This is a genomic window from Chitinophaga horti (assembly GCF_022867795.2).
Lineage (GTDB): Bacteria > Bacteroidota > Bacteroidia > Chitinophagales > Chitinophagaceae > Chitinophaga > Chitinophaga horti.
The window spans coordinates 2809731-2827771 of record NZ_CP107006.1 but is presented as its reverse complement, the minus strand read 5'-3'; the positions used below and the strand labels follow the sequence as shown (position 1 = coordinate 2827771).

Annotated in this window: 23 protein-coding genes and 1 tRNA gene; 9 read left to right on the top strand and 15 right to left on the bottom strand. The window is 49.2% G+C overall.

Annotated features, from left to right (window positions below; all coding sequences use genetic code 11):
- Positions 1-19: 19 nt before the first annotated feature.
- Together MKQ68_RS11395 and MKQ68_RS11390 are read right to left on the bottom strand one after the other, a co-directional pair.
- Positions 20-418, bottom strand: coding sequence for a hypothetical protein (locus MKQ68_RS11395; protein ID WP_244843204.1), 399 nt, complete (start codon positions 416-418; stop codon positions 20-22).
- Between the two features lie 189 nt (positions 419-607).
- A complete protein-coding gene (locus tag MKQ68_RS11390; protein ID WP_264283398.1) occupies positions 608-814 on the bottom strand; it encodes a DinB family protein in 207 nt (68 codons plus the stop codon).
- 164 nt (positions 815-978) lie between these two features.
- On the opposite strand from MKQ68_RS11390, the gene MKQ68_RS11385 reads away from it, so the two are divergent.
- Positions 979-1398: a response regulator gene (locus MKQ68_RS11385; RefSeq protein WP_264283397.1), complete on the top strand. Its 420-nt coding sequence runs from the start codon at positions 979-981 to the stop codon at positions 1396-1398.
- Between the two features lie 58 nt (positions 1399-1456).
- On the opposite strand, the gene MKQ68_RS11380 is transcribed toward MKQ68_RS11385, so the two are convergent.
- Together MKQ68_RS11380 and MKQ68_RS11375 are read right to left on the bottom strand one after the other, a co-directional pair.
- A complete protein-coding gene (locus tag MKQ68_RS11380) occupies positions 1457-2257 on the bottom strand; it encodes a DUF4198 domain-containing protein (RefSeq protein WP_264283396.1) in 801 nt (266 codons plus the stop codon).
- A 6-nt stretch (positions 2258-2263) separates the two neighbouring features.
- Complete coding sequence (locus MKQ68_RS11375; RefSeq protein WP_264283395.1) at positions 2264-4384, bottom strand: TonB-dependent siderophore receptor; 2121 nt, start codon at positions 4382-4384, stop codon at positions 2264-2266.
- Between the two features lie 160 nt (positions 4385-4544).
- Here MKQ68_RS11375 and MKQ68_RS11370 point away from each other — a divergent pair, with 160 nt between their 5' ends.
- A complete protein-coding gene (locus MKQ68_RS11370) occupies positions 4545-5033 on the top strand; it encodes a DUF4385 domain-containing protein (protein ID WP_264283394.1) in 489 nt (162 codons plus the stop codon).
- Positions 5034-5036: 3 nt separating this feature from the next.
- On the opposite strand, the gene MKQ68_RS11365 is transcribed toward MKQ68_RS11370, so the two are convergent.
- Together MKQ68_RS11365 and MKQ68_RS11360 are read right to left on the bottom strand one after the other, a co-directional pair.
- Positions 5037-5438: a hypothetical protein gene (locus MKQ68_RS11365; protein WP_264283393.1), complete on the bottom strand. Its 402-nt coding sequence runs from the start codon at positions 5436-5438 to the stop codon at positions 5037-5039.
- A gap of 222 nt (positions 5439-5660) precedes the next feature.
- Positions 5661-6962 carry an NADPH cytochrome P450 oxidoreductase family protein gene (locus MKQ68_RS11360; RefSeq protein WP_264283392.1) on the bottom strand — a complete coding sequence of 434 codons (1302 nt, stop codon included), beginning with the start codon at positions 6960-6962 and terminating at the stop codon, positions 5661-5663.
- A gap of 152 nt (positions 6963-7114) precedes the next feature.
- Here MKQ68_RS11360 and MKQ68_RS11355 point away from each other — a divergent pair, with 152 nt between their 5' ends.
- From MKQ68_RS11355 to MKQ68_RS11340, 4 genes are read left to right on the top strand one after another with little or no spacing between them, the layout of a single operon-like run.
- Positions 7115-7642: a GNAT family N-acetyltransferase gene (locus MKQ68_RS11355; RefSeq protein WP_264283391.1), complete on the top strand. Its 528-nt coding sequence runs from the start codon at positions 7115-7117 to the stop codon at positions 7640-7642.
- Between the two features lie 51 nt (positions 7643-7693).
- The gene (locus MKQ68_RS11350; protein WP_244843193.1) at positions 7694-8464 is read left to right on the top strand and encodes an OBAP family protein; all 771 of its coding nucleotides are present in this window, start codon (positions 7694-7696) and stop codon (positions 8462-8464) included.
- A gap of 33 nt (positions 8465-8497) precedes the next feature.
- Complete coding sequence (locus MKQ68_RS11345) at positions 8498-9247, top strand: transporter (protein WP_244843192.1); 750 nt, start codon at positions 8498-8500, stop codon at positions 9245-9247.
- Positions 9248-9282: 35 nt separating this feature from the next.
- A complete protein-coding gene (locus MKQ68_RS11340; RefSeq protein WP_264283390.1) occupies positions 9283-9534 on the top strand; it encodes a hypothetical protein in 252 nt (83 codons plus the stop codon).
- Between the two features lie 40 nt (positions 9535-9574).
- Here MKQ68_RS11340 and MKQ68_RS11335 read toward each other — a convergent pair whose 3' ends face one another.
- The 3 genes from MKQ68_RS11335 to MKQ68_RS11325 all read right to left on the bottom strand — a co-directional run bounded on the left by MKQ68_RS11335 (position 9575) and on the right by MKQ68_RS11325 (position 12563).
- The gene (locus MKQ68_RS11335) at positions 9575-10543 is read right to left on the bottom strand and encodes a fatty acid desaturase family protein (protein ID WP_264283389.1); all 969 of its coding nucleotides are present in this window, start codon (positions 10541-10543) and stop codon (positions 9575-9577) included.
- 9 nt (positions 10544-10552) lie between these two features.
- Entirely contained in the window at positions 10553-11443 is an 891-nt protein-coding gene (locus tag MKQ68_RS11330; RefSeq protein ID WP_264283388.1) for a lysophospholipid acyltransferase family protein, read from the bottom strand.
- 208 nt (positions 11444-11651) lie between these two features.
- Positions 11652-12563: a ClpXP adapter SpxH family protein gene (locus MKQ68_RS11325; protein ID WP_264283387.1), complete on the bottom strand. Its 912-nt coding sequence runs from the start codon at positions 12561-12563 to the stop codon at positions 11652-11654.
- Positions 12564-12758: 195 nt separating this feature from the next.
- Here MKQ68_RS11325 and MKQ68_RS11320 point away from each other — a divergent pair, with 195 nt between their 5' ends.
- Positions 12759-13073, top strand: coding sequence for a winged helix-turn-helix transcriptional regulator (locus MKQ68_RS11320; protein ID WP_244843189.1), 315 nt, complete (start codon positions 12759-12761; stop codon positions 13071-13073).
- Positions 13074-13114: 41 nt separating this feature from the next.
- Here the strand turns inward: MKQ68_RS11320 and MKQ68_RS11315 are convergent, their stop codons facing one another.
- Positions 13115-13453, bottom strand: a complete 339-nt coding sequence (locus MKQ68_RS11315) for a hypothetical protein (protein ID WP_244843188.1) — start codon at positions 13451-13453, stop codon at positions 13115-13117.
- A gap of 220 nt (positions 13454-13673) precedes the next feature.
- Here MKQ68_RS11315 and MKQ68_RS11310 point away from each other — a divergent pair.
- Together MKQ68_RS11310 and MKQ68_RS11305 are read left to right on the top strand one after the other, a co-directional pair.
- A tRNA-Lys gene (locus MKQ68_RS11310) sits at positions 13674-13746 on the top strand.
- Positions 13747-13953: 207 nt separating this feature from the next.
- On the top strand, positions 13954-14346 hold the full coding sequence (locus MKQ68_RS11305) for a DUF1398 domain-containing protein (RefSeq protein WP_264283386.1): 393 nt from the start codon (positions 13954-13956) through the stop codon (positions 14344-14346).
- A 46-nt stretch (positions 14347-14392) separates the two neighbouring features.
- Here MKQ68_RS11305 and MKQ68_RS11300 read toward each other — a convergent pair whose 3' ends face one another.
- The 5 genes from MKQ68_RS11300 to MKQ68_RS11280 form a co-directional block, all read right to left on the bottom strand.
- Positions 14393-15133, bottom strand: coding sequence for a PorT family protein (locus MKQ68_RS11300; protein ID WP_264283385.1), 741 nt, complete (start codon positions 15131-15133; stop codon positions 14393-14395).
- Between the two features lie 6 nt (positions 15134-15139).
- Complete coding sequence (locus tag MKQ68_RS11295; RefSeq protein ID WP_264283384.1) at positions 15140-16198, bottom strand: PCMD domain-containing protein; 1059 nt, start codon at positions 16196-16198, stop codon at positions 15140-15142.
- Between the two features lie 270 nt (positions 16199-16468).
- The gene (locus MKQ68_RS11290) at positions 16469-16876 is read right to left on the bottom strand and encodes a DoxX family protein (RefSeq protein ID WP_264283383.1); all 408 of its coding nucleotides are present in this window, start codon (positions 16874-16876) and stop codon (positions 16469-16471) included.
- 30 nt (positions 16877-16906) lie between these two features.
- Positions 16907-17317, bottom strand: a complete 411-nt coding sequence (locus MKQ68_RS11285) for a VOC family protein (RefSeq protein ID WP_264283382.1) — start codon at positions 17315-17317, stop codon at positions 16907-16909.
- An 84-nt stretch (positions 17318-17401) separates the two neighbouring features.
- A complete protein-coding gene (locus MKQ68_RS11280; protein ID WP_264283381.1) occupies positions 17402-17983 on the bottom strand; it encodes a Crp/Fnr family transcriptional regulator in 582 nt (193 codons plus the stop codon).
- Between the last annotated feature and the right edge of the window lie 58 nt (positions 17984-18041).

Genomic DNA, 18041 nt, shown 5'->3' with positions numbered 1-18041 from the left:
CCAAATGTTTGGCTATGCCCTAAGCAATAAGGATAACGCCGGATTTCGGAGGCTGCCAGATCTTGCTGACATTATCATTCGGTAGCAGGTGGTCATTGTGCGGAAACTGTTCGTCAACAGCGAGGGGGGCTACCGGTTTCTTCAGTGCCTGCATACCGGAGGCGGGCAGTACCGGGCTAAACATTACGTTTGTGTTAACCCGCTTAAAAGGCAGCTGGTTGTCACGATCCTCGTCGTTGTCGGTGTGTGGGATGCAATTATAGTGATCTACGATGAATTGCGAAAAGGTAAGCTGCTGGTTGAGCTGCAGGTGTTCGTTATAGTGTTGCACCAGCACAGGCACTTTCACGAGCTCCCGCAAACCTGTACCGGAGATCGTGTACACCAGAAGTAATATCAGTGACAGCCACTTTTTCACGTGGGCGAAGATAGGTAATATTCAATTAAAATAGCTTGCATCAAATTATGGTTAATGGTATCGGGTTGATGGGCGGCGCGCCCAGTACAGCACCGGGCGGAACAGGTCATACACACCGTCAGGAATCGGAGAAGAATTTGATTTGCGCGGCGTTGGCCGCAAACATCGGAGCCGCTTCTTGTCGCATGGCTAATGTTTCATCGGGGAGGCCGCGAGCGCTGCTTCCATTTGCTCCACAAAAAACCGGGTGTCCTGTATCAGATGAAGGTACACTTGTCCTGACGACCAGCTACCCGGGTGTGGCCGCTGGCAAAGCTGCTCCAGGCTATAACCCGGCAAAAAACCGGTCCATCGGTCGATGGTATGGCAAAATTGCTGTAGATAATGTAGGCTCATCTTACTCAATATACTTCATTAACGGCCGCTTAACAAAAGAAAGGCTGTCGTAAAACAGCCATAGTCGGGGGTGTTACGTAAATATGTTCTTTTCTAATGCCAGAGTATGCTACGTAGAACGCAAATCCCTTTCTATATTCGATCACCGTTAAAACCCCCGTCATATGAAAACTAAGTTAACTAAGCACAATCCTGTAGTCCTGTACGTCGAGGACGATGAAGATGATTTATACCTGCTGCGGCAGGCGGTCGGACAATTGGAATTACCTTACGAAGTAGTACATGCCAGGAACAGCGAAATCGCCATGGCCTGGCTGGTGAGTTCTGCCATGTCAGGATTGTCGCCCTGCCTCATCCTGATGGACTTCAACCTTCCCACTATGAACGGGATGGAGGCCACGCGACTGATCCGGAATATTGAAAGCTTCGGTAAAACGCCTGTTGTGATTTATACCACTGCAGAACCACAGTTGTTATCCAGCGCCATGGTGCCCGTTCTTAAAAAAGGTGGTACGCCCAGGGAAATCAGGAATGATGTGAGGCAACTGGCGCGCATGATCGCGTCGGGGAGCTGTGAAATGTAATAGGTTACTTGCCAACTGAAAGAGAGAAGCCGGCAGCTTAAGACCACCGGCTTCTCTCCTAATAATATCCAAACGTATAACTGCCCCAGTAGCTTTGCCAGTCAGCTTCGGTGCTCGCTGTGTAAGGCGTCATGTGCACACTGCTGATCATCCAGCGACCTTTTAGTGTAACCGGGAACATAACCTCGCCGGCTTCGTTGGTCGTATGCCTGGTCACCGACGTTTTTTCATCTACCACGTTCCATGCTAACACCAGTGCGCCTTTCACTGGCTGATTGTCGAACAGTACCTGCATGGTCATCTGGTCGCCGTTCTTCATGGTGTAAGGGTTCTGACGCGGAATCAGTTCCAGTCGCATGCCGGTGTTGACAGCAAAGGTGCTATCGTTTTTGCCACCTACTTTAAACAAGGTTTTTACGCAACGCTGGTAAAACTCGCGGCCCGGCTTGTCAGCGTTCTGCTGCGATTTACGCAGTTCGGCAATGTAGCCCAAACCTTCTGTTTCCAGGTATTCGTTAAACTTCTCCGCTTCCAGCTCGATAAACTTGTTGGAGTTGTTGAAGGCGATAAGGTGGTTGCCTGCTTTGGCAAATTTCGCTTCGATAATGGATTTATCGGCGGCTGACAGATGCGCCGTATAATCTTCGGCACCCTCCGCGGAGTAATGTTTCAGTTGCTGGATCTTGTATTTGGACCAGTCCGATTTCTCTCCTTTATAATCTTCTCCTACCAGGATGCTGATGTTCGTAGCCTCGTTTTTCTTCAGCCAGAATTTTAAAGGCTGTAGCCAGAACTCGTGGGCCAGCGCCGCCAGGCTCACACAGATCACCGCAGTGAGCAGGAATAGTTTCTTTATCATATACGTTTAGTTAATTGTATAGTTAATACCCGCCCTGAAATTGATCGGGTTACCCAGTGATGCAATGGTTACGCGTGATACGCCGCCGTTGAAATAACGCGCGTTCGTGAGGTTGTTCACGTTACATTGAATATTAAAACGCCCGATGCGATAGTTCGCTGCAGCATCCAATACAAACGATTCGGGAATGACGAAATTTTGCGTAGCCAGGTTGCCCACCTGGTCGCTCACGTAACGTCCGCCAACGCCAATGCCCAGGCCTTTCAGACGGGTGGTGGAGAAGTTGTATTTCACCCACGCGTTGGCAATATGTTTAGGCGCATTCGCATAACGGAAGCCTTTTTTACCAATCGTATTGTCCGACAGCAACCGGTGGTCGTTATACGCATAACCTGTAATGATGCACAGGTCTTTGATGTTACCCTGTACGGTCAGCTCAAAGCCCTTACTGCGCGTACCGTCCACTACGGTTTGTTTATTAGGGTTCTCCGGTGTAGGGTCGGCGGCCAGGATGTTGCTATACTCGATGGTGTATACTGATACCATGGTTGATAAAGCATCTTTAAAAAAATCCCCTTTATAACCTACCTCGAACTGAGTAGCCGTACGTGGCGGGAAAGGGCCACCGGAGCCTGCAGAATTGGAGCGCTGGGGGTTGAACGACTTATTGTAGTTTCCATAGAATGCAATGTTCGGTTTTGCCATATATACCACGCCTACACGCGGCATCCAGGCATGTGCGTCGGAAGTATCACCCTGCAGATCGTCACGGTCGGAGAGGGGCGTTTGGCGAAGTGAATAGTCGTCGTATCGCAATGATAACAGCACTTTCAGTCGCTCGCCGATGCTCAGCTGGTCCTGGATGTAGCCACCTGACAACTGGTTCGTTTGTTCGTTGTCGTCATAATAATCCACGGCTGGATTAGCCGCCGGTATATCATTGCTGTAATCCGGGTTCAGGATGGAGATGCGCGTACTCGGCGAATTGCGGTAATCGTTTTTCGTCCAGCCGAAATTATTATAATCAATGCCCGCCAGGAAGTGGTGTTTCACCGGACCGGTACTGAGTTTATAGCCGACGAAAGCGGTGGTTTGCCAGCTGAACTGCGCGTAATCCCATATTTGATAAGTGCGGTTGATCGAATCGTTACGGATAGCGCCGCTCACACCATGATCTGCAAAGTGCAGGCGGTTGTCGATGTAACGCTCTACTACCGTGAACGATAGGCGATCATTCACTTTATGATTAAAGGTAAGGGTAGCGGAGGTATTGTCAACATCCCCGAAGTCGGTCGGACTTTGCACCGTTAAATGATCAGGGTAGTAATCGAAGTCGTACGTACCATCGGCCAATGGTTTAATAAATGTGCCACGGTCATACTGGTGCACGGATTTTTGCTTCGCGTAGTTCACCTCCAGGTTCAGGTCTGTTTTAGGAGAGAAGCTATAGGCGAGGGAAGGAGCGATAAAGAAGTTCTCCTGCTCCTGCTGGTCGCGAAAACTGTTGCTGCGATCGTAGCCCGCGATGAGTCGGTACATCAGTTTTTTCTTTTTACTGATTGCACCCGTCGCATCTGCAGAAAATCGCATAAAGTTCCAGCTGCCGTAACTGGCGTCAAACTCGAAGCGTCTGGCCGCCTGTGGTTTGAGCGTGACGAAGTTGATAAGCCCACCCGGCACGCCTTCGCTGTACATGGCAGACGCCGGCCCACGCAGCACTTCTATCTTCTCAATGTTATATAATAAGGGCTGCTGGCTCCACTGGTACAGGTTACCACGAATCCCATTATAAGTGATAAAGCTGCCATCGAAATGATTATAACCCGTAAAGCCACGCAGGGTAAAGGCCCCCATGCCGTTGTTAGCCTTCACGCCCGTCATCATTGGTGCCATGTCGTTCAGCGTAAATGCCTGCCTGTCCCTGATCAGTTGTTGTGTTAACACCTGCGCCGATTGCGGTACTTCAATTAAAGGGGCGTCGGTACGGGTGCCTACGGACGAAACAGGCTGCCGGTAACCATTGGCTTTACCGGTTACTTCCACTTCACTCAGGGTGTCGGTCACCTGTTGGGAAAACGCAGTCGAAGGGGCCAGCATAAGCCCTCCTGCTAATAAAAATGAACGCATAATAATCAGGCAGATATGTTGCTTTAGATATTGGATTGCCGCAAATATAGGGTGAGGGCGCTGAATTTTATGATTTATTGGGTGAGCGTGCGGCCGGGCTGACTATCGGCGCCGTTATGTTGTTTATGATTTTCGGCCCAATATATGCCCTCAGGTCGGTATGGCAAAAGCACGAACTCCTTCTTACCTTCATTTTAAAGCAGATAAATACCACTGGAAGCCGGATGTCGACTATCGCCAGCATCCGGAACGATACCATGTAGGCAAAGGCGAACAAGGTGTGCTGATTTGCGAGCCGTACAAAAGCGAGATTCTCCCGCACTGGCGATTCAAAACGGAGGCAGTAGCCGTGGAAAGCAGTGAGCATATCTATGCCCTGTTCCTCGCATATTTAGGGAAAGGCGAATTTGTAGGGGCCGATATGGCCCGGAAGTTTTTGCAGATGGGGTTTACGCGTGCAAGGCGCTACGCCAATTACAAAGGCGGCCGTAAATACGATGCTGAGAATGATTATCAACAACTAGCGCGCGGTACCGGCGATCCGGAGAAAGCGAGAGCTGCTGCTGTATTTTATGATAAGTGGAAACAGGCGGAAGCCGTAAAGGCTTATGCCAACCAGAAGAAGGCCTGGAAACAAACCATCGGATAGTTGTTACGAAGCGAACTTTAATGCTACCAGGCAACTGTCGATGCTGATTACGACTTCCTTATGAAAGGAACGAACGACATCGGCCGAAGCGTTATGTTGAAGCGTAGTGAAGATGTTTCTCAGTTTAGCGAACTGTCTGCGAAGTTCACCAGCAATCCTGGGATTAGTTGTGTTTCTCGTATGCCTCGCCAGCAGGGAGCCGGTTTGGGCAATTTTAGTCAGCAGAAAGTGTTGATCGGCATCGCAGTATTTGTCGATCAGCTCACAACGGAACTTTTCCAACATATGCAGTTTATCGTCCTGCAGCAACCTGGTGCTGGTCTGTACATTCTCTTCTCTCCCGTAAAAGGTATGGCTTGTGGGGGCGAAGGGTTTGCTGGTCACTTTCGCCAGCATAACGTCCACAGGCAAAGTATTATAATTATCAGGGTTGGATGTTCCGGATTGAGCAGCGCTATACAACATCTGGTTCTTAAGTTTACAGTTCGTTAATCACGACTGAAATATATCAAACCCAATGCCTGTTGGGTACTCTTCGGTAAAATGATCTGGCATTTGGATATAAATCCACAATTTGCCCATTGTTCCCCCAATAAAAAAGGGGCCGAAGCCCCTTCCATATCTTCATTAGTAACAATCCATAAGCACCTGTCCGTGCGATTCATAGTGACTGAGGCTTTTACCGTACCGTTCCATACAAAGCGCGTCCAGGAACTGAACAACGTCATGCTGCATGGCCAGTGAGCCACAAATCATGATCGTTCCTTCTTCGTGTAACGTGGTAGCGATCAGGTCCGCATCGCGTGCCAGCAGGTCTTTTACGTATTGTTTGTCCCCCTCGCGGGAGTAGGCGATATTGGCGGTGGAGAGTTGTCCGCCGGCCAGTTGTTGCTTTACGAAATCGTCGTACAGCGCAAAAGAGGAGGCGCCGCGGAATCCGCAGTAGAGGTGACATTCGGTTTTCCGCTTATTCTGGTCCATCATACCCAGGAAAGGCGCAATGCCCGTTCCGTTCGCGATCATGATCACCCGCGGTGCGCCGGAAGGGAAGCGGAAGTCGTAGTTCGCGATCACCCTGGCATGGATCACATCCCCCGGGTTCAGGGCGTACAGGTAGCCCGAGCCGAAGCCGTTCGGGTGCAGCTTTACGCTCAGTTGTATCTCCTTATCTACCTTACCAATTGAATATTGCCGCTCCCGGTAATCGCCGCCCGGATAAATCGCCAGGAGGTCGCCGGAAGTGAAGCTGGAGCTGGTCTTGATCCGGATGCTAAATGCGCCGTCTGTATGCGCCGGCTCTGTGCGGGAGATGATCGTCATGGGCTTCAGGCCGAGCGGAGCCCGGGTCAGGTACTCTGGCAGGGCCATTTTAGGCAGGCCAATCTGCTGGAACCAGGTGGCCATCCACAGGTCGGACTGCTCCGGCGACTTATCATCAATCGTATGTATATCCAGGAAGGGAACTGCCCATTCCTGGTTGGTAAGGGCAAGGTGTACGTCGTAACCGAAGCGACAGAAGTCAGGATAGTTACGGGAGCCGAAGGCCATTACCGAAAAGTGTATTTTTTGCGATTGTGTTACCGTGGGGAGGATCTCCATAAACCGTTTCGCGCTGCCAGGGGCCTCGCCGGAGCCGTAAGTGGAAGTCATCACGATCAGTTGCTCCGCCTGCGGAAAGCTTTGATAGTTGTTGAGTGTTGTGAGGAACACGCTTTGTCCGCCTGCCAGCAGATGTTCATACACCGAAGTGGCCAGCCGGGTAGTGGTGCCATTCTCAGAACCAACGAGAATGATAAAGCGGGCATTCTCCGCGGTGAATTTGGATGTTTTGCTACCGGTCTTCCGTTTCCTGGTGGCGACAAAGATTGCAATGGCCGCGACCGCCAATATCCCCGCTCCGAGCAGGTATGTCCATAAAGAAATTGTCATAGTTGTACTTGGTCAATCAATTGGGGCCGAAGGTAAGTCGCTCCTGAGTGATTTTCAAGACGTATCGGGAAAAAATTTCATGCCAGGCCCCGGTTATTGTTATTTCAGCGGTAGCATAAGTGTTTGATTTAAAATAAGTAGTAATCTTGCGTATGGAAACGAATGAGATTTTGGTAAGACAGGCGTCGATGGCCGATTGGGAAACAATACAGCGCATCGGCAGGCAAACGTTTTCGGAAACCTTCGCGAAAGATAACGCCGATGCAGATATGGAAGAATACCTTGCCGAGAGCTTCAGTGAGGAAAAACTACGGGCGGAATTCTCCAATCCCGATTCCCTCTTCTACATTGCCTGGCAGCAGGATCAGCCGATCGGCTATCTCAAAGTGAACACCGGTAACGCACAAACCGAGGCGCAGGCGCCGCAGGCGATGGAGATAGAGCGCATCTATGTACTGGCCGCCTATCACGGTAAAAAAGTAGGACAGATATTATATGATAAGGCCCTGGAAGTAGCAATGGCCCGCAGAAGCAGCTATCTCTGGCTCGGTGTGTGGGAAGAGAACGCGCGGGCTATCCGGTTCTATGAGAAGAACGGGTTTGTGGCGTTTGATAAACATATCTTCAAAATTGGCTCCGATGAGCAGACTGATATTATGATGAAGAAGACCTTGCTGTAGTCGCCGTGGGCATGCTTCTTGAGCGATTCCCGTTTGATCAATTCAGCTTATATGAAACCCGTCAAACACGCAGCAGCCGCGGCTTTGCTAACCCTTTTTATTTCCTGCGGAGGAAATAATACCGCTTCAAATGTAGAATCGCCTGGTGGCGACAAAACAGCGAAAGACAAGCTGCTGAACACCGGTGCCGATGTGTTACAAAACAAAAGTCCGCTCCGGCAATTTGATGCTTACCTCGACGGCTTTCATTTCTACAACGGCAACATCAACGCCCAAATGGAAGCGCATCACTACGTACACCAGGTGAATGAAGACCTTTACCAGGCCATCATTTTTGACGGTAACGAAGCCGGCGCGAAGATCATGGGCGTGGAGTATATTATTACGGAGAAGCTGTTCTCCACTTTGCCAGACGAGGAAAAGAAACTCTGGCACTCCCATCACCACGAAGTAAAATCCGGCTCGCTGATCGCGCCCGGCATCCCGGAAGTAGCAGAACACGAGCTGATGGAAAAGCTGGTCTCCACCTATGGTAAAACCATCCACACCTGGCATACCGATCAGCAGAGGACCTTGCCCATTGGCGCTCCTATGATCATGATGGGCTTTACAAAGGACGGGCAGCTGCATCCCGACCTGCTCGCTGCGCGCGATAAACGGTTCAATATATCCACAGCTAAAAAGAAAGAACAGCGGAAAGATATACCCACTCCACATGTCCACCCGATGGCTAACGCCTGGGAGAAGGGCGAAGTGCGCCAGTTTATCGTCACCAACGAGGCCGATAGCGCGCTACATAAACACCAGGGGCGGCCACGGTAGCCGGTCAGGCACACTTTATGAATGCGGAGAAATATGACCAGGATACTACTTACTACACTCATGATGTTGACGGGCAGTCTGTCGTTATTCGCACAGGAAATGAATACCGATATTTCCGATGAAACCGAGGAAGTGCATACAGTCGGGAAAGGAAGCCTGCAACTTGAAGGTGCGATGCTGCACAACAACTATAGCGGCCACCGGCACACTTACATCGCTGAAGGACTACTCCGGTACGGACTTACAAAACGTTTGGAAGTGCGTGTGATGGCGGAGCAGGGAGAACATAAAGAGCACTTTATCGATGAAACTACGCAGAGTATGTACGCCATGGCAGCAGGTTTCAAACTAAATATATTGGAAGAAAGTAAAGGCCTGCTGCCGGCCGCTACACTGGTAACTTACCTGCAGGTGCCCGTAACTTACAGCAGCGCTGTTACTGCGTACTGGTCGCCCAGCATCCTGCTCACTTTTCAGAATGAGCTGGCCGAACATTGGAAGCTGGACTACCATGGCGGCATACAGCAGGAGGCCTTCAGCCATGAATGGAACGTACCTGTCAGCGCATCACTGCACTATGAAGCGTCAGAGAAAGTAGATCTTTTCGGAGAATATTACGCCCAGTTCAAGCCTGGCGACAATCCCTTTCACAATGCCGGCGCAGGTGTAGCATGGCAAGCCGTGCCCCGGCGGTTGCAGTTGTTTTTCTCCGGTGGATCGAGCATTCATCATCACCCCGAAAACTATTTTTTGAAGTTAGGCGCAGGTTGGAAGATCTTGTAACCACGCGCTCATGTATAACTATTAAAAGCAAGTGTATGAAGCTAAGTGAAGACTTATTGAAGAAATTGGCGAAACACTACGAACCCTCGTCCATGGTCGACCTCACGTTCAAAGGGAATGATGTATCCTTCAAGACCGACGAGGTAGGTAACCCGGTCTTGTTATTTATTGGTAAACGAACTGATGACGGAAATATTCGTGGGGAGCGTTACGCGCGCCGGCTGAAGTTTGCAGACGATGGTACGCTGGTAAAAGATCACTGGGAATTGAAGGGGAAAGCAACCTGAGTGACGGGCCTGGCGGATTCGTCCGCCAGGCCTTTTTCGTTTAGTTGATGCCTACCATCTGCTGTTTTTCAACATTCCAGACTTTCAGTTTAAAGCAGGCATAAATATCTTTAGGATGCAGCGACGTTTTAGTGGCCGCCTGTAGTTCCTTGATTTCCGCCATAGCCTCTGGTAAACGGTAAAAAGGGATGCGTGCGTTCAGGTGATGAATATGGTGCAGCCCGATATTACCCGTAAACCAGGCCATCACCGGGTTCATTTCCATATGGCTGGAGGAGAGCAATGCCGCCTTGTCATAACACCAATCCTCATTGATATTAAACACCACTCCCGGGAAGTTATGCTGGGCATAAAACAGGTAGGAGCCAAGCGCACAGGCAATGGTGAAAGGAACGAGCATGAACAATATCCAGGCCGTCCATCCTGCAAAGAAAACCACTGCCGCCGCCGCCGCTACGTGCAATACCAATGCAATCAGCGCATCGTAGTGCCTGCGTGGACTCGAGATGAAAGAGTTCACACACATACCGATAATGAACATAAACAGGTAACCGAACGTAATCGTGAGTGGGTGCCTGGTGAACAGGTAAAGTCTGCGCTCGCCGGGCGACATGGCTTTAAAGCGTTGTATAGTCGCTACTGGGTACGAGCCGATGCTGGCGCTGAATAATTTTGAATTATGTTGATGGTGATAGTCGTGTGAGCGCTTCCAGATGCTGGCAGGGGCCAGGATGTAGATGCCGAAAACCGTCATGATGGCGTCCGCCAGCTTACTGTTCTTCAGGATCGTGTGGTGTTGAAAGTCGTGGTAAATCACGAACATACGAACGATCAGCAATCCCGACAGGATGCTGAAAGCAATACGTAACGCCAGCCACGGCAATACCAGAGTGGCGGTGAGGGAAGCAATAAGCAGGCACAGCGTGGATAGCGTGTACCACCAGCTGAGTCCGCGTTTTTCGTGGGCGTAAGTCTTTGTCGCGAGGATCAGTTGTTTTCCTGTCAGCATAATCTAATTTTAGGCCGTAGCCGTCGTCGTCAGTTTTTTATGTTTCCACCTGCGGTGCGACCATAGCCAGGTGGAGGGTTGGTTAATAATATCGGCTTCAAGCCTTGCGGTATGTAGTGATGTAATGTTGCCTGGCGCTTCCTTTGCCGGCGCTTCCACCAAAACTTCCGCTGTAACAGTGTAATATCCTCTTTTTTCGCGGGAAACTGAAACGTACACAACCTGGTAGTTCATTTTTGCCGCAATCCTTTCCGTACCAGTAAATACCGCTGTGTCCTGGTTCAAAAACCTTACCCATTGGGCGTTCTCCCGGCGGGGTGACTGATCCGCTATTAATGCAGTAGCGCTAATTTCGTTCCGGTTTTTCACCATATCGCGAAACGTGTCCTGCATGGCGATCAGCTTTGTGCCGAAGCGCGTACGCATATTGTACATCAGTCCGTTGAAATGTTTGTTACGTAGTGGGTGATACACTACGTACAGCTGTTGCGGACATAATATACTGAACGTGTTGCCCGCCCATTCCCAGTTGCCTTTGTGCCCCATCACCAACACCACACTCTTGCCTTCTGCATGCAGCCTTTTAAATAAAGCCACCGTTTCGGGCGTAAATGCGCAGTGTTTTACCATTGCTTCCTTACTGATAGTCAGCGTTTTAAATGTTTCCAGGAACAAATCACAGAAATAGCGGTAAAAGTCGCGGCAAATACGCGCACGTTCTGCGGGCGATTTTTCGGGAAAGGAATTGTTGAGATTTTCCATCACGACACCACGACGGTAGCGTACGACGTAATAAAGCACACCGAAAAACACATCCGAAAGCAGGTATAGCAATGGAAATGGAAGTAAGCTAATAAGATAAACCACTGGCAGGGCCAGGTAATAGAGGAGAGCTGTCAAATACTGTTCAGTTGTTATGGCTGTTATAAAGTATAAATGTACGTTATATGTATCGTAAATTATATTTTAACTTTAAACGGAAGATACAGGTAATTATTTGGCTGAGGATCACAATGTTGTGTTAAAGGGGGGAAATGGCCGGGTTATCAAGCGATTCGCTATTACAAAGAACGCCCGCACTAACAGTGCAGGCGTCCTTTTTAAGATATTACTTTCGCCACAGAGGCCCATTCTTCGTGTCCAGCTTATGCAGCTTGCCCTCGTTCACCAGTCCGGTCAGCATTTTTTCTGAAGTTTCCATCGTTACGTCCATCAAAGTGGCGAACTCCCGGGTGGTGAGCGTAGGGTAGTGGTCGAACAGGTAACTCCACTCGCGCTGGTACGGGTGTTTGGCCACTACAGGCAATAGTTTCTGAATGGCAGTTTCGTACAGCCCGTAAGGTTTGGTACCATAAATGAACTCGGAGCGGCCCTGGCGGTCGGTGACGAAGATGCTCGGGAAACCGCGCACACCCATCTTGCTAGCCAGCTTTAAGTCATCGCGAAACAGCGTATCTGCCTGCCCGTTATAGTCCTGCTGTAACCGGTTGGCATCCAGGCCCACCTTGGTAGCGGCTTCGGAGATGTTTTCCCATTTAGTGATATTCTTTTTACGCAGGAACACCATTTCCCGCAGCTCACGCATAAAGGTGATGGCCTTTTGTTCGTCCTGCATTTGCGCAGCTTTAAACGCGATGGAGGGCGGGTAGGAGGAGGAAAGTGGATCTTCGAGCCACACGTCGCCGTCGATCGGCATCTGGTAGTGATGGCTCACCTCGTCCCAGTGGTGCGCTACGTCAGACGGTTTGCTGATGCCGCCGCTGTTGTAACTCCAGTCTGGCAGCAGGCCGCCCATGTGGTATTCTACTTCCACCGCATTGCCGTATTCGAGTTTCAGTTTACGCAGCTGTGGTTCAATACCCCAGCAGGAAGAGCAGATCGGGTCGGTGAAATAGATAATTTTCAAAGGTTTGCTGGCGGCGGCGCCGGCAAGTTTTGGGTGGGCGCCGCCGAGGGTATCAGGGATTTCACAGGTCCCGGTAATGGGATCGCATAGGAGCGGATTGGTATGTTTTTCCATTTGTTTCGTTTTTTGCGCCTGGCAACTCACTGTTATCAGTAACACCATCAGGCAAGTGGTTAATTTGGTTCTAAGCATAGTAACAACGCATTACTTTTTTCATGATCTTTGACTTCGACTGGATGCTTATGCACTGTTTCTTTACGATGACAAAAGTCGGTCCTATGCAACAACTATACAATAAGTCAGAAAAATATGACCACTAAAAAGACGAACGAACAAGCGGAAACCTGCCCTGCACAAGGGTTATTAAAAATGTTAGCGGGAAAGTGGAAACCAGAGATCTTCCGGCTCGCCGTTGGCGGACCATTACGATTCAGCTCCTTATTACGTGATATCGAAGGAGCTAACAAACAATCCCTGTCCCTGGCGTTGAACGAGTTAGAAGAATCCGGGTTGTTAAACAGGGAAGTAGTCCGGGAGAAACCATTACATGTAGCATACCATCTTACCGATAAAGGCAAATTGCTGGTACCCGTGTTCCAGCAATTAGAAGGTTTGTCGTCCTAACTAAAAAGCGCGGCAAATGATGATCTGCCGCGCCCAAGTTGTTAATTCCAGTGCGTACCGTCGAGACCCAGTACAGTACCTATCCAAAGGCCAAAAATATAAATCAGCAAACTTAAAACGTTTGCCAGGATCTTTCGCCAGCCGCCCTGGTAGCGGAGCGAGTCCAATAGATAGAAACACAATCCACCCATAGCGCCGGCAAATGGCACCACGAGCAGCGGGCGTACCATCCAGAACGTCGGCCACTCCGGTTTAGGCTCCCCGGCCCGGGAGAGGAACAATGCGATTAATACGAGTGCGATAGCGCCGCCCTGTAACATACGTTTCGCCAGCGGTGCGGAATGAATGTTGGGCGTGGTGGCGTTTTGGTTGTTTGCCATGGTTATCTGGTTTTAGAAATGATTTTTTTCTCGTGTTGATGCTAAAGTACTTTGCAGCACAAAGGTAAGTAAAAGTACTTTGTATTTCAAAGTGAATATTGTTAAAGTCCGGGAAATCTAAGGCTGTGGCCGATCTATGCTGCCAGGGGAGTTTTTTTGGGAAAATGCTTGGTTATGAACGTCTTTTTCCTACTTTTGCAGTCCCAAATCATACGGGGATGATTTCGTAGCTCAGTTGGTAGAGCAATACACTTTTAATGTATGGGCCCTGGGTTCGAGTCCCAGCGAAATCACGAAAGCCGCATCAGTCGAAGGATTGGTGCGGCTTTTTGCTTTATTCCTGGGGAGAGCGGCGTCCTCTCCCGGCTACCGGTTTGACATTGCTTATACCCGTTTTACCATACAATTTTCGAGTCCGCACCATTCGCTTCTTCCTCTGAATTCAGCAGCGGCTGATTAATTCGTACCTTGTCCTCACAACCTCACCATCAATCAAAAACATGTTTACAGTAGAACAGATCATGTCAGCACACAGCAAGGTAAAATCCGGCGCTGACTTTCCCGCTTACGTACAGGAGATCAAGAAATTGGGTGTGCGCTACTATCAGACTTTCGTCTCCGACGGTCACACCACATATCACGGGACGGACAACTACCAGGTGACTTCCCCGGGCAAGTATGACACCCTGGATATCGCGGCTCAATACGATCAAACGCAGTTCGAACTTGGACTGAAAGCGCATCAGCAGGGATTAACAGATTATCCCGCTTTTATCACGGCGTGCGCAACCTTCGGGGTAGAAAAGTGGGAGGTGAATATTGATAAGATGACCTGCACTTATTTCGATAGAGAAGGACGGAACGTTTTGACGGAGGTTGTACCGCAAGGATAAACGCGGTACGACGATGCCTCGACAGGGATCACTAACAGGCTGGACGCTATAACTGAATGCCAGCCCCCACTGATCCAAACACGTTGTACATCGCGAAGTCCATTCCTCTGAAGGAAGAGGGGAATACCCTCCGCAATCCCCATTGGAGATCTGCCTTAACAAACCAGTATTTTCCCAATTGCCTTTGGGCGCCAACCTGTAAGCCCATATCGAAAGTTCGTTGTTCGGTACTGAAGTCGAACGTGGCGCTTTGGATATTTACTTTTTCTCCCAGGGAATTGCCTTTCCTGATATAGCCATTACTGACGTCACCTTGGAAGTATGGATGTATGAGCCATGAAAGATAAGCGCCGCCTTTAAAGCGCCAGTTATCGCCAAGGTGATAGATCATTGTAATGGGAAGCGTCAGATAGACGTTCCGGCAATCGGTGAAGTTAGTGCCGGAAAAATTGCCCTCGAACTCTGAGCTATCCACCTTAATTAAGGTATGAAAATACTGCACGCTATCTTTAATCCGCATGGCTTTTACATCCAGCCTTACGCCGGCCGCCAGGCTCCAGTGGCTGGCCACCTTGTATTGCAATTCATAACCCAGTCCGGGCGAGAAGCCCGGTGAGTAGCTATGGATTTTACGAATCGTTGCCGGTAGCGGTATCGGAGATAATCCCCCCACATTGTAATGTATTTCCACGGCGTGTTTTAACGGGGTGGACTGCGGTTGTTGCTGGGCGAACGAATACATCGGCCCGAGCAAGATCAGAAATGTATAGAAAGTAAATTTGAACATAGTCAATCATTTTGGGATAATTGTTAAGCTATCTATTACCAGGCGACTGCCGATCGCGCCTGCGTAATGATCGCCTTCACTGCTGGATGACGCAACAATTGCCATCATCAGATTCTGCGCGTTTGCTTCCCAACCAGGCTTATAAGTAAACGGAATTTCAAACCTTGTGAAGTCTGACTTTCCAGTACCATCAGGCAATATGGCGGTGGCAAGTACGCGGTCTGAAGTCAGAATATTGGTACCATTCAATAGTTCCGGACCTTTATACAACACGGCATATATAGCGCATTTATCCGTTCTGCCGGCTACGGGGTTGGCCGCTTTATCCTGGAATACGGCGCCAGGGGCGTATTTGTAGTATCCGATAAAACGATCGGGTAACCCCACGTATGGTTCGCCAAACTCTGTGGCAGCCAACGGGTTTGCCAGTGCCATGCTGGAATTGAAATCTCCCAGGAAGATAGAACCTGCGATCAGGTAAATGCCAACAAATTCGGATAAAAATGTGCCTTTTATGGTGACAAGTTCAGCAGCCTTTGTACCGCGATAGCCATCTGTTGTAGACTTTGTGGGATAGGCAGACACCTGTTTGGGTAAACCTGACAGTGCAGCCCCGGGATTGCCGGATGTCCACAAGGATATGCCGCTTGCTTCCACGGGCGTTTCGTAATGATCTTCCGGGTGCTCCGTCCAATTTTCGAACTCAAAGCTCCAATCGCCCACGTTCACTATTTCAATCGTATAGGTTTTTTTATTCTCTCCCGAAGCGGAAGTGACTTCATAATTGATTGTCTGATTTTTGGGAAATATAGAATCGCCGGAAGCAGGCGTAATCGTAGCTCCGGAAGATACCCCGATCGAAGGCGCAAAGCCGTTGTCAAAGGCTTCAGCGGTGAGAAATACACGGATTTTACGGTTAGCCTGGTCGATAAACGTATTGCCGGTAGTAAGCCCGGGATCAATATCGAACTTTTCGATATCAGCTTCGGGGTTCGGCAGGGCGGGTTTGATACAAGAGAGTATCGGGGATATTACTACAAATAGTAACAGGGCGATCCTTTTCATGAGCACAAATTTGCAGCAGTAAGATAAATCTTTTTTCCCAGCACTGTCAGATACCTGACTATTAAATTGAATCAATCTGGAACCGGGCCGGCAAGGCTACACGAACTTTTTATACGGGCTAACGCTTGACAGTATTAGTTGATCCGAGTTCGCGGGAAATCACAAAAGCCGCATCAATCAAGGGATTGGTGCGGCTTTTAACTTTTAGCCTGATGGTTTGCTACACTATGCAAACCGAATGGCTATAAAAATCTATACATATACGCAACGCTATACCATTCCCACCTCAAACACCTGCCCCGCATGTTGCTCCCTCACTTTTAGCTTGTAGTGGTAAGATAGATAAGCAGCCGCGCCAAGGGCCAAGGGTAAAGCCATTCCTATCCAGTATACCGCGGGAAATCCTGCAGCCATGATACAATACGCAGCGCCCACCAGGTCAATCATCAAACCGGCATAAGCCCATTCTTTCACTCGTGGAAAGCCGGGTATTACAATGGCTACCACACCGAGGATCTTTGCCACCGCCAGGAACGGCAGCAGGTAAGCAGGTAATTGCATGATAGCGAAAGCAGCTACGGATGCTTCTCCCGGAAATACGTCGGGTAAAGCGGTGCCTAACATCAAGGCTGCGAACAGGCCATTGAAAATCCAGTACAAGATTTTTGCTTTTTTCATGATCGTAAGTTTTAAAGGCTAAATATTAGGTTACTCCTGCGAAGGCATTTTTGAGATGTCCATGTATGCAAATTCCCAACGGTGGCCGTCCAGGTCGGCGAAGCTATGTTGGTACATCCAGCCGTAATCCTGCGGCTGTGCATATGATGTAGCACCGAGGGAGAGCGCTTTGGTAATCGTTTGCTCCACTTCCTCTTTGGACGCAGCATCCAGGGCGATCAACACCTCCGTGCTTTTATGTGCATCGCACAGCTCAGTGTTGATAAAGGTTTTGAAGTATGCGTCGGTCAGCAGCATGACGAAGATGCTATCGGTTACTACCAGGCAGCAGGCTTTGTCGTCAGTGAATTGTGGGTTGATAGAAAAACCTAAACTTTGGAAGAAATCCATGGAAGCAGAAAGGTTTTTAACCGGGAGATTGATGAATACTTTAGTCGCCATAACTTTGTGTTTTATTTGTTTTGTTGATGCAAAGTTGGCGCAACGCGTTACCAATTCCCTTTACATTTGTTGAGAAACGAAAAATTATTTGTTAGCGAAGAAAATCCTGCTCATCTGAGTAGGCGTTATGCCCAGGTAGGAAGCGATGTGGTGTTTCTTAACACGTTTAAGCAGTTCGGGGTAGTTTTTAATAAAGTCGTCGTACCGCGATTTGGCGGTGTCGTGGCGGAGCGATATTTCGTAGGGTTCTTTGTCGATAATCCAATGACGCTCCATATAGTGGATGTAAAATGTAGCGATACTCGCATGCAGCGTCACCAATCGTTTAAACTCATGGTAATTATATTCTAACACGGTCGTCGCTTCAAGGGCGGAGATGGAAAACAAACTTTCCGAGCGGGTGAGTGTGGCGGGGATAGAACCTGCTATTCTTCCTTCGGGAAAGAAATACTTGATGACGGCTTCACCACTATCGGCAATATAGCTTTGCGCAAAAAGACCTTTCACAACGAAAGCTACGTTCCTGGGCACGCTGCCCATACGTATGAAGTCTTCGCCCTTATCATAGCTGTTGGGGCGTATGATCGAGCGCCAGTCTGCTTCTGCTTCGGGGCTTAACGTAGTGTAGGTGTTTATTTTTTGGAAGAAGGGAGTTATGTCTGTCATTGCTTTTGTTTATGATGTTTACGTCATGTAGTGGTATCCTAACTCCGCTTTAACACTA

Excerpts from the sequence above, each read along its gene's own strand:
- MKQ68_RS11390 (WP_264283398.1), bottom strand. The coding sequence starts at position 814 with ATGAGCCTACATTATCTACAGCAATTTTGCCATACCATCGACCGATGG.
- MKQ68_RS11315 (WP_244843188.1), bottom strand. The coding sequence starts at position 13,453 with ATGGCAAACAACCAAAACGCCACCACGCCCAACATTCATTCCGCACCG.
- MKQ68_RS11345 (WP_244843192.1), top strand. The coding sequence starts at position 8,498 with ATGACCAGGATACTACTTACTACACTCATGATGTTGACGGGCAGTCTG.
- MKQ68_RS11280 (WP_264283381.1), bottom strand. The coding sequence starts at position 17,983 with ATGACAGACATAACTCCCTTCTTCCAAAAAATAAACACCTACACTACG.
- MKQ68_RS11385 (WP_264283397.1), top strand. The coding sequence starts at position 979 with ATGAAAACTAAGTTAACTAAGCACAATCCTGTAGTCCTGTACGTCGAG.
- MKQ68_RS11290 (WP_264283383.1), bottom strand. The coding sequence starts at position 16,876 with ATGAAAAAAGCAAAAATCTTGTACTGGATTTTCAATGGCCTGTTCGCA.
- MKQ68_RS11285 (WP_264283382.1), bottom strand. The coding sequence starts at position 17,317 with ATGGCGACTAAAGTATTCATCAATCTCCCGGTTAAAAACCTTTCTGCT.
- MKQ68_RS11320 (WP_244843189.1), top strand. The coding sequence starts at position 12,759 with ATGACCACTAAAAAGACGAACGAACAAGCGGAAACCTGCCCTGCACAA.
- MKQ68_RS11325 (WP_264283387.1), bottom strand. The coding sequence starts at position 12,563 with ATGGAAAAACATACCAATCCGCTCCTATGCGATCCCATTACCGGGACC.
- MKQ68_RS11305 (WP_264283386.1), top strand. The coding sequence starts at position 13,954 with ATGTTTACAGTAGAACAGATCATGTCAGCACACAGCAAGGTAAAATCC.
- MKQ68_RS11295 (WP_264283384.1), bottom strand. The coding sequence starts at position 16,198 with ATGAAAAGGATCGCCCTGTTACTATTTGTAGTAATATCCCCGATACTC.
- MKQ68_RS11355 (WP_264283391.1), top strand. The coding sequence starts at position 7,115 with ATGGAAACGAATGAGATTTTGGTAAGACAGGCGTCGATGGCCGATTGG.
- MKQ68_RS11370 (WP_264283394.1), top strand. The coding sequence starts at position 4,545 with ATGGCAAAAGCACGAACTCCTTCTTACCTTCATTTTAAAGCAGATAAA.
- MKQ68_RS11380 (WP_264283396.1), bottom strand. The coding sequence starts at position 2,257 with ATGATAAAGAAACTATTCCTGCTCACTGCGGTGATCTGTGTGAGCCTG.
- MKQ68_RS11350 (WP_244843193.1), top strand. The coding sequence starts at position 7,694 with ATGAAACCCGTCAAACACGCAGCAGCCGCGGCTTTGCTAACCCTTTTT.
- MKQ68_RS11300 (WP_264283385.1), bottom strand. The coding sequence starts at position 15,133 with ATGTTCAAATTTACTTTCTATACATTTCTGATCTTGCTCGGGCCGATG.
- MKQ68_RS11335 (WP_264283389.1), bottom strand. The coding sequence starts at position 10,543 with ATGCTGACAGGAAAACAACTGATCCTCGCGACAAAGACTTACGCCCAC.
- MKQ68_RS11340 (WP_264283390.1), top strand. The coding sequence starts at position 9,283 with ATGAAGCTAAGTGAAGACTTATTGAAGAAATTGGCGAAACACTACGAA.
- MKQ68_RS11375 (WP_264283395.1), bottom strand. The coding sequence starts at position 4,384 with ATGCGTTCATTTTTATTAGCAGGAGGGCTTATGCTGGCCCCTTCGACT.
- MKQ68_RS11360 (WP_264283392.1), bottom strand. The coding sequence starts at position 6,962 with ATGACAATTTCTTTATGGACATACCTGCTCGGAGCGGGGATATTGGCG.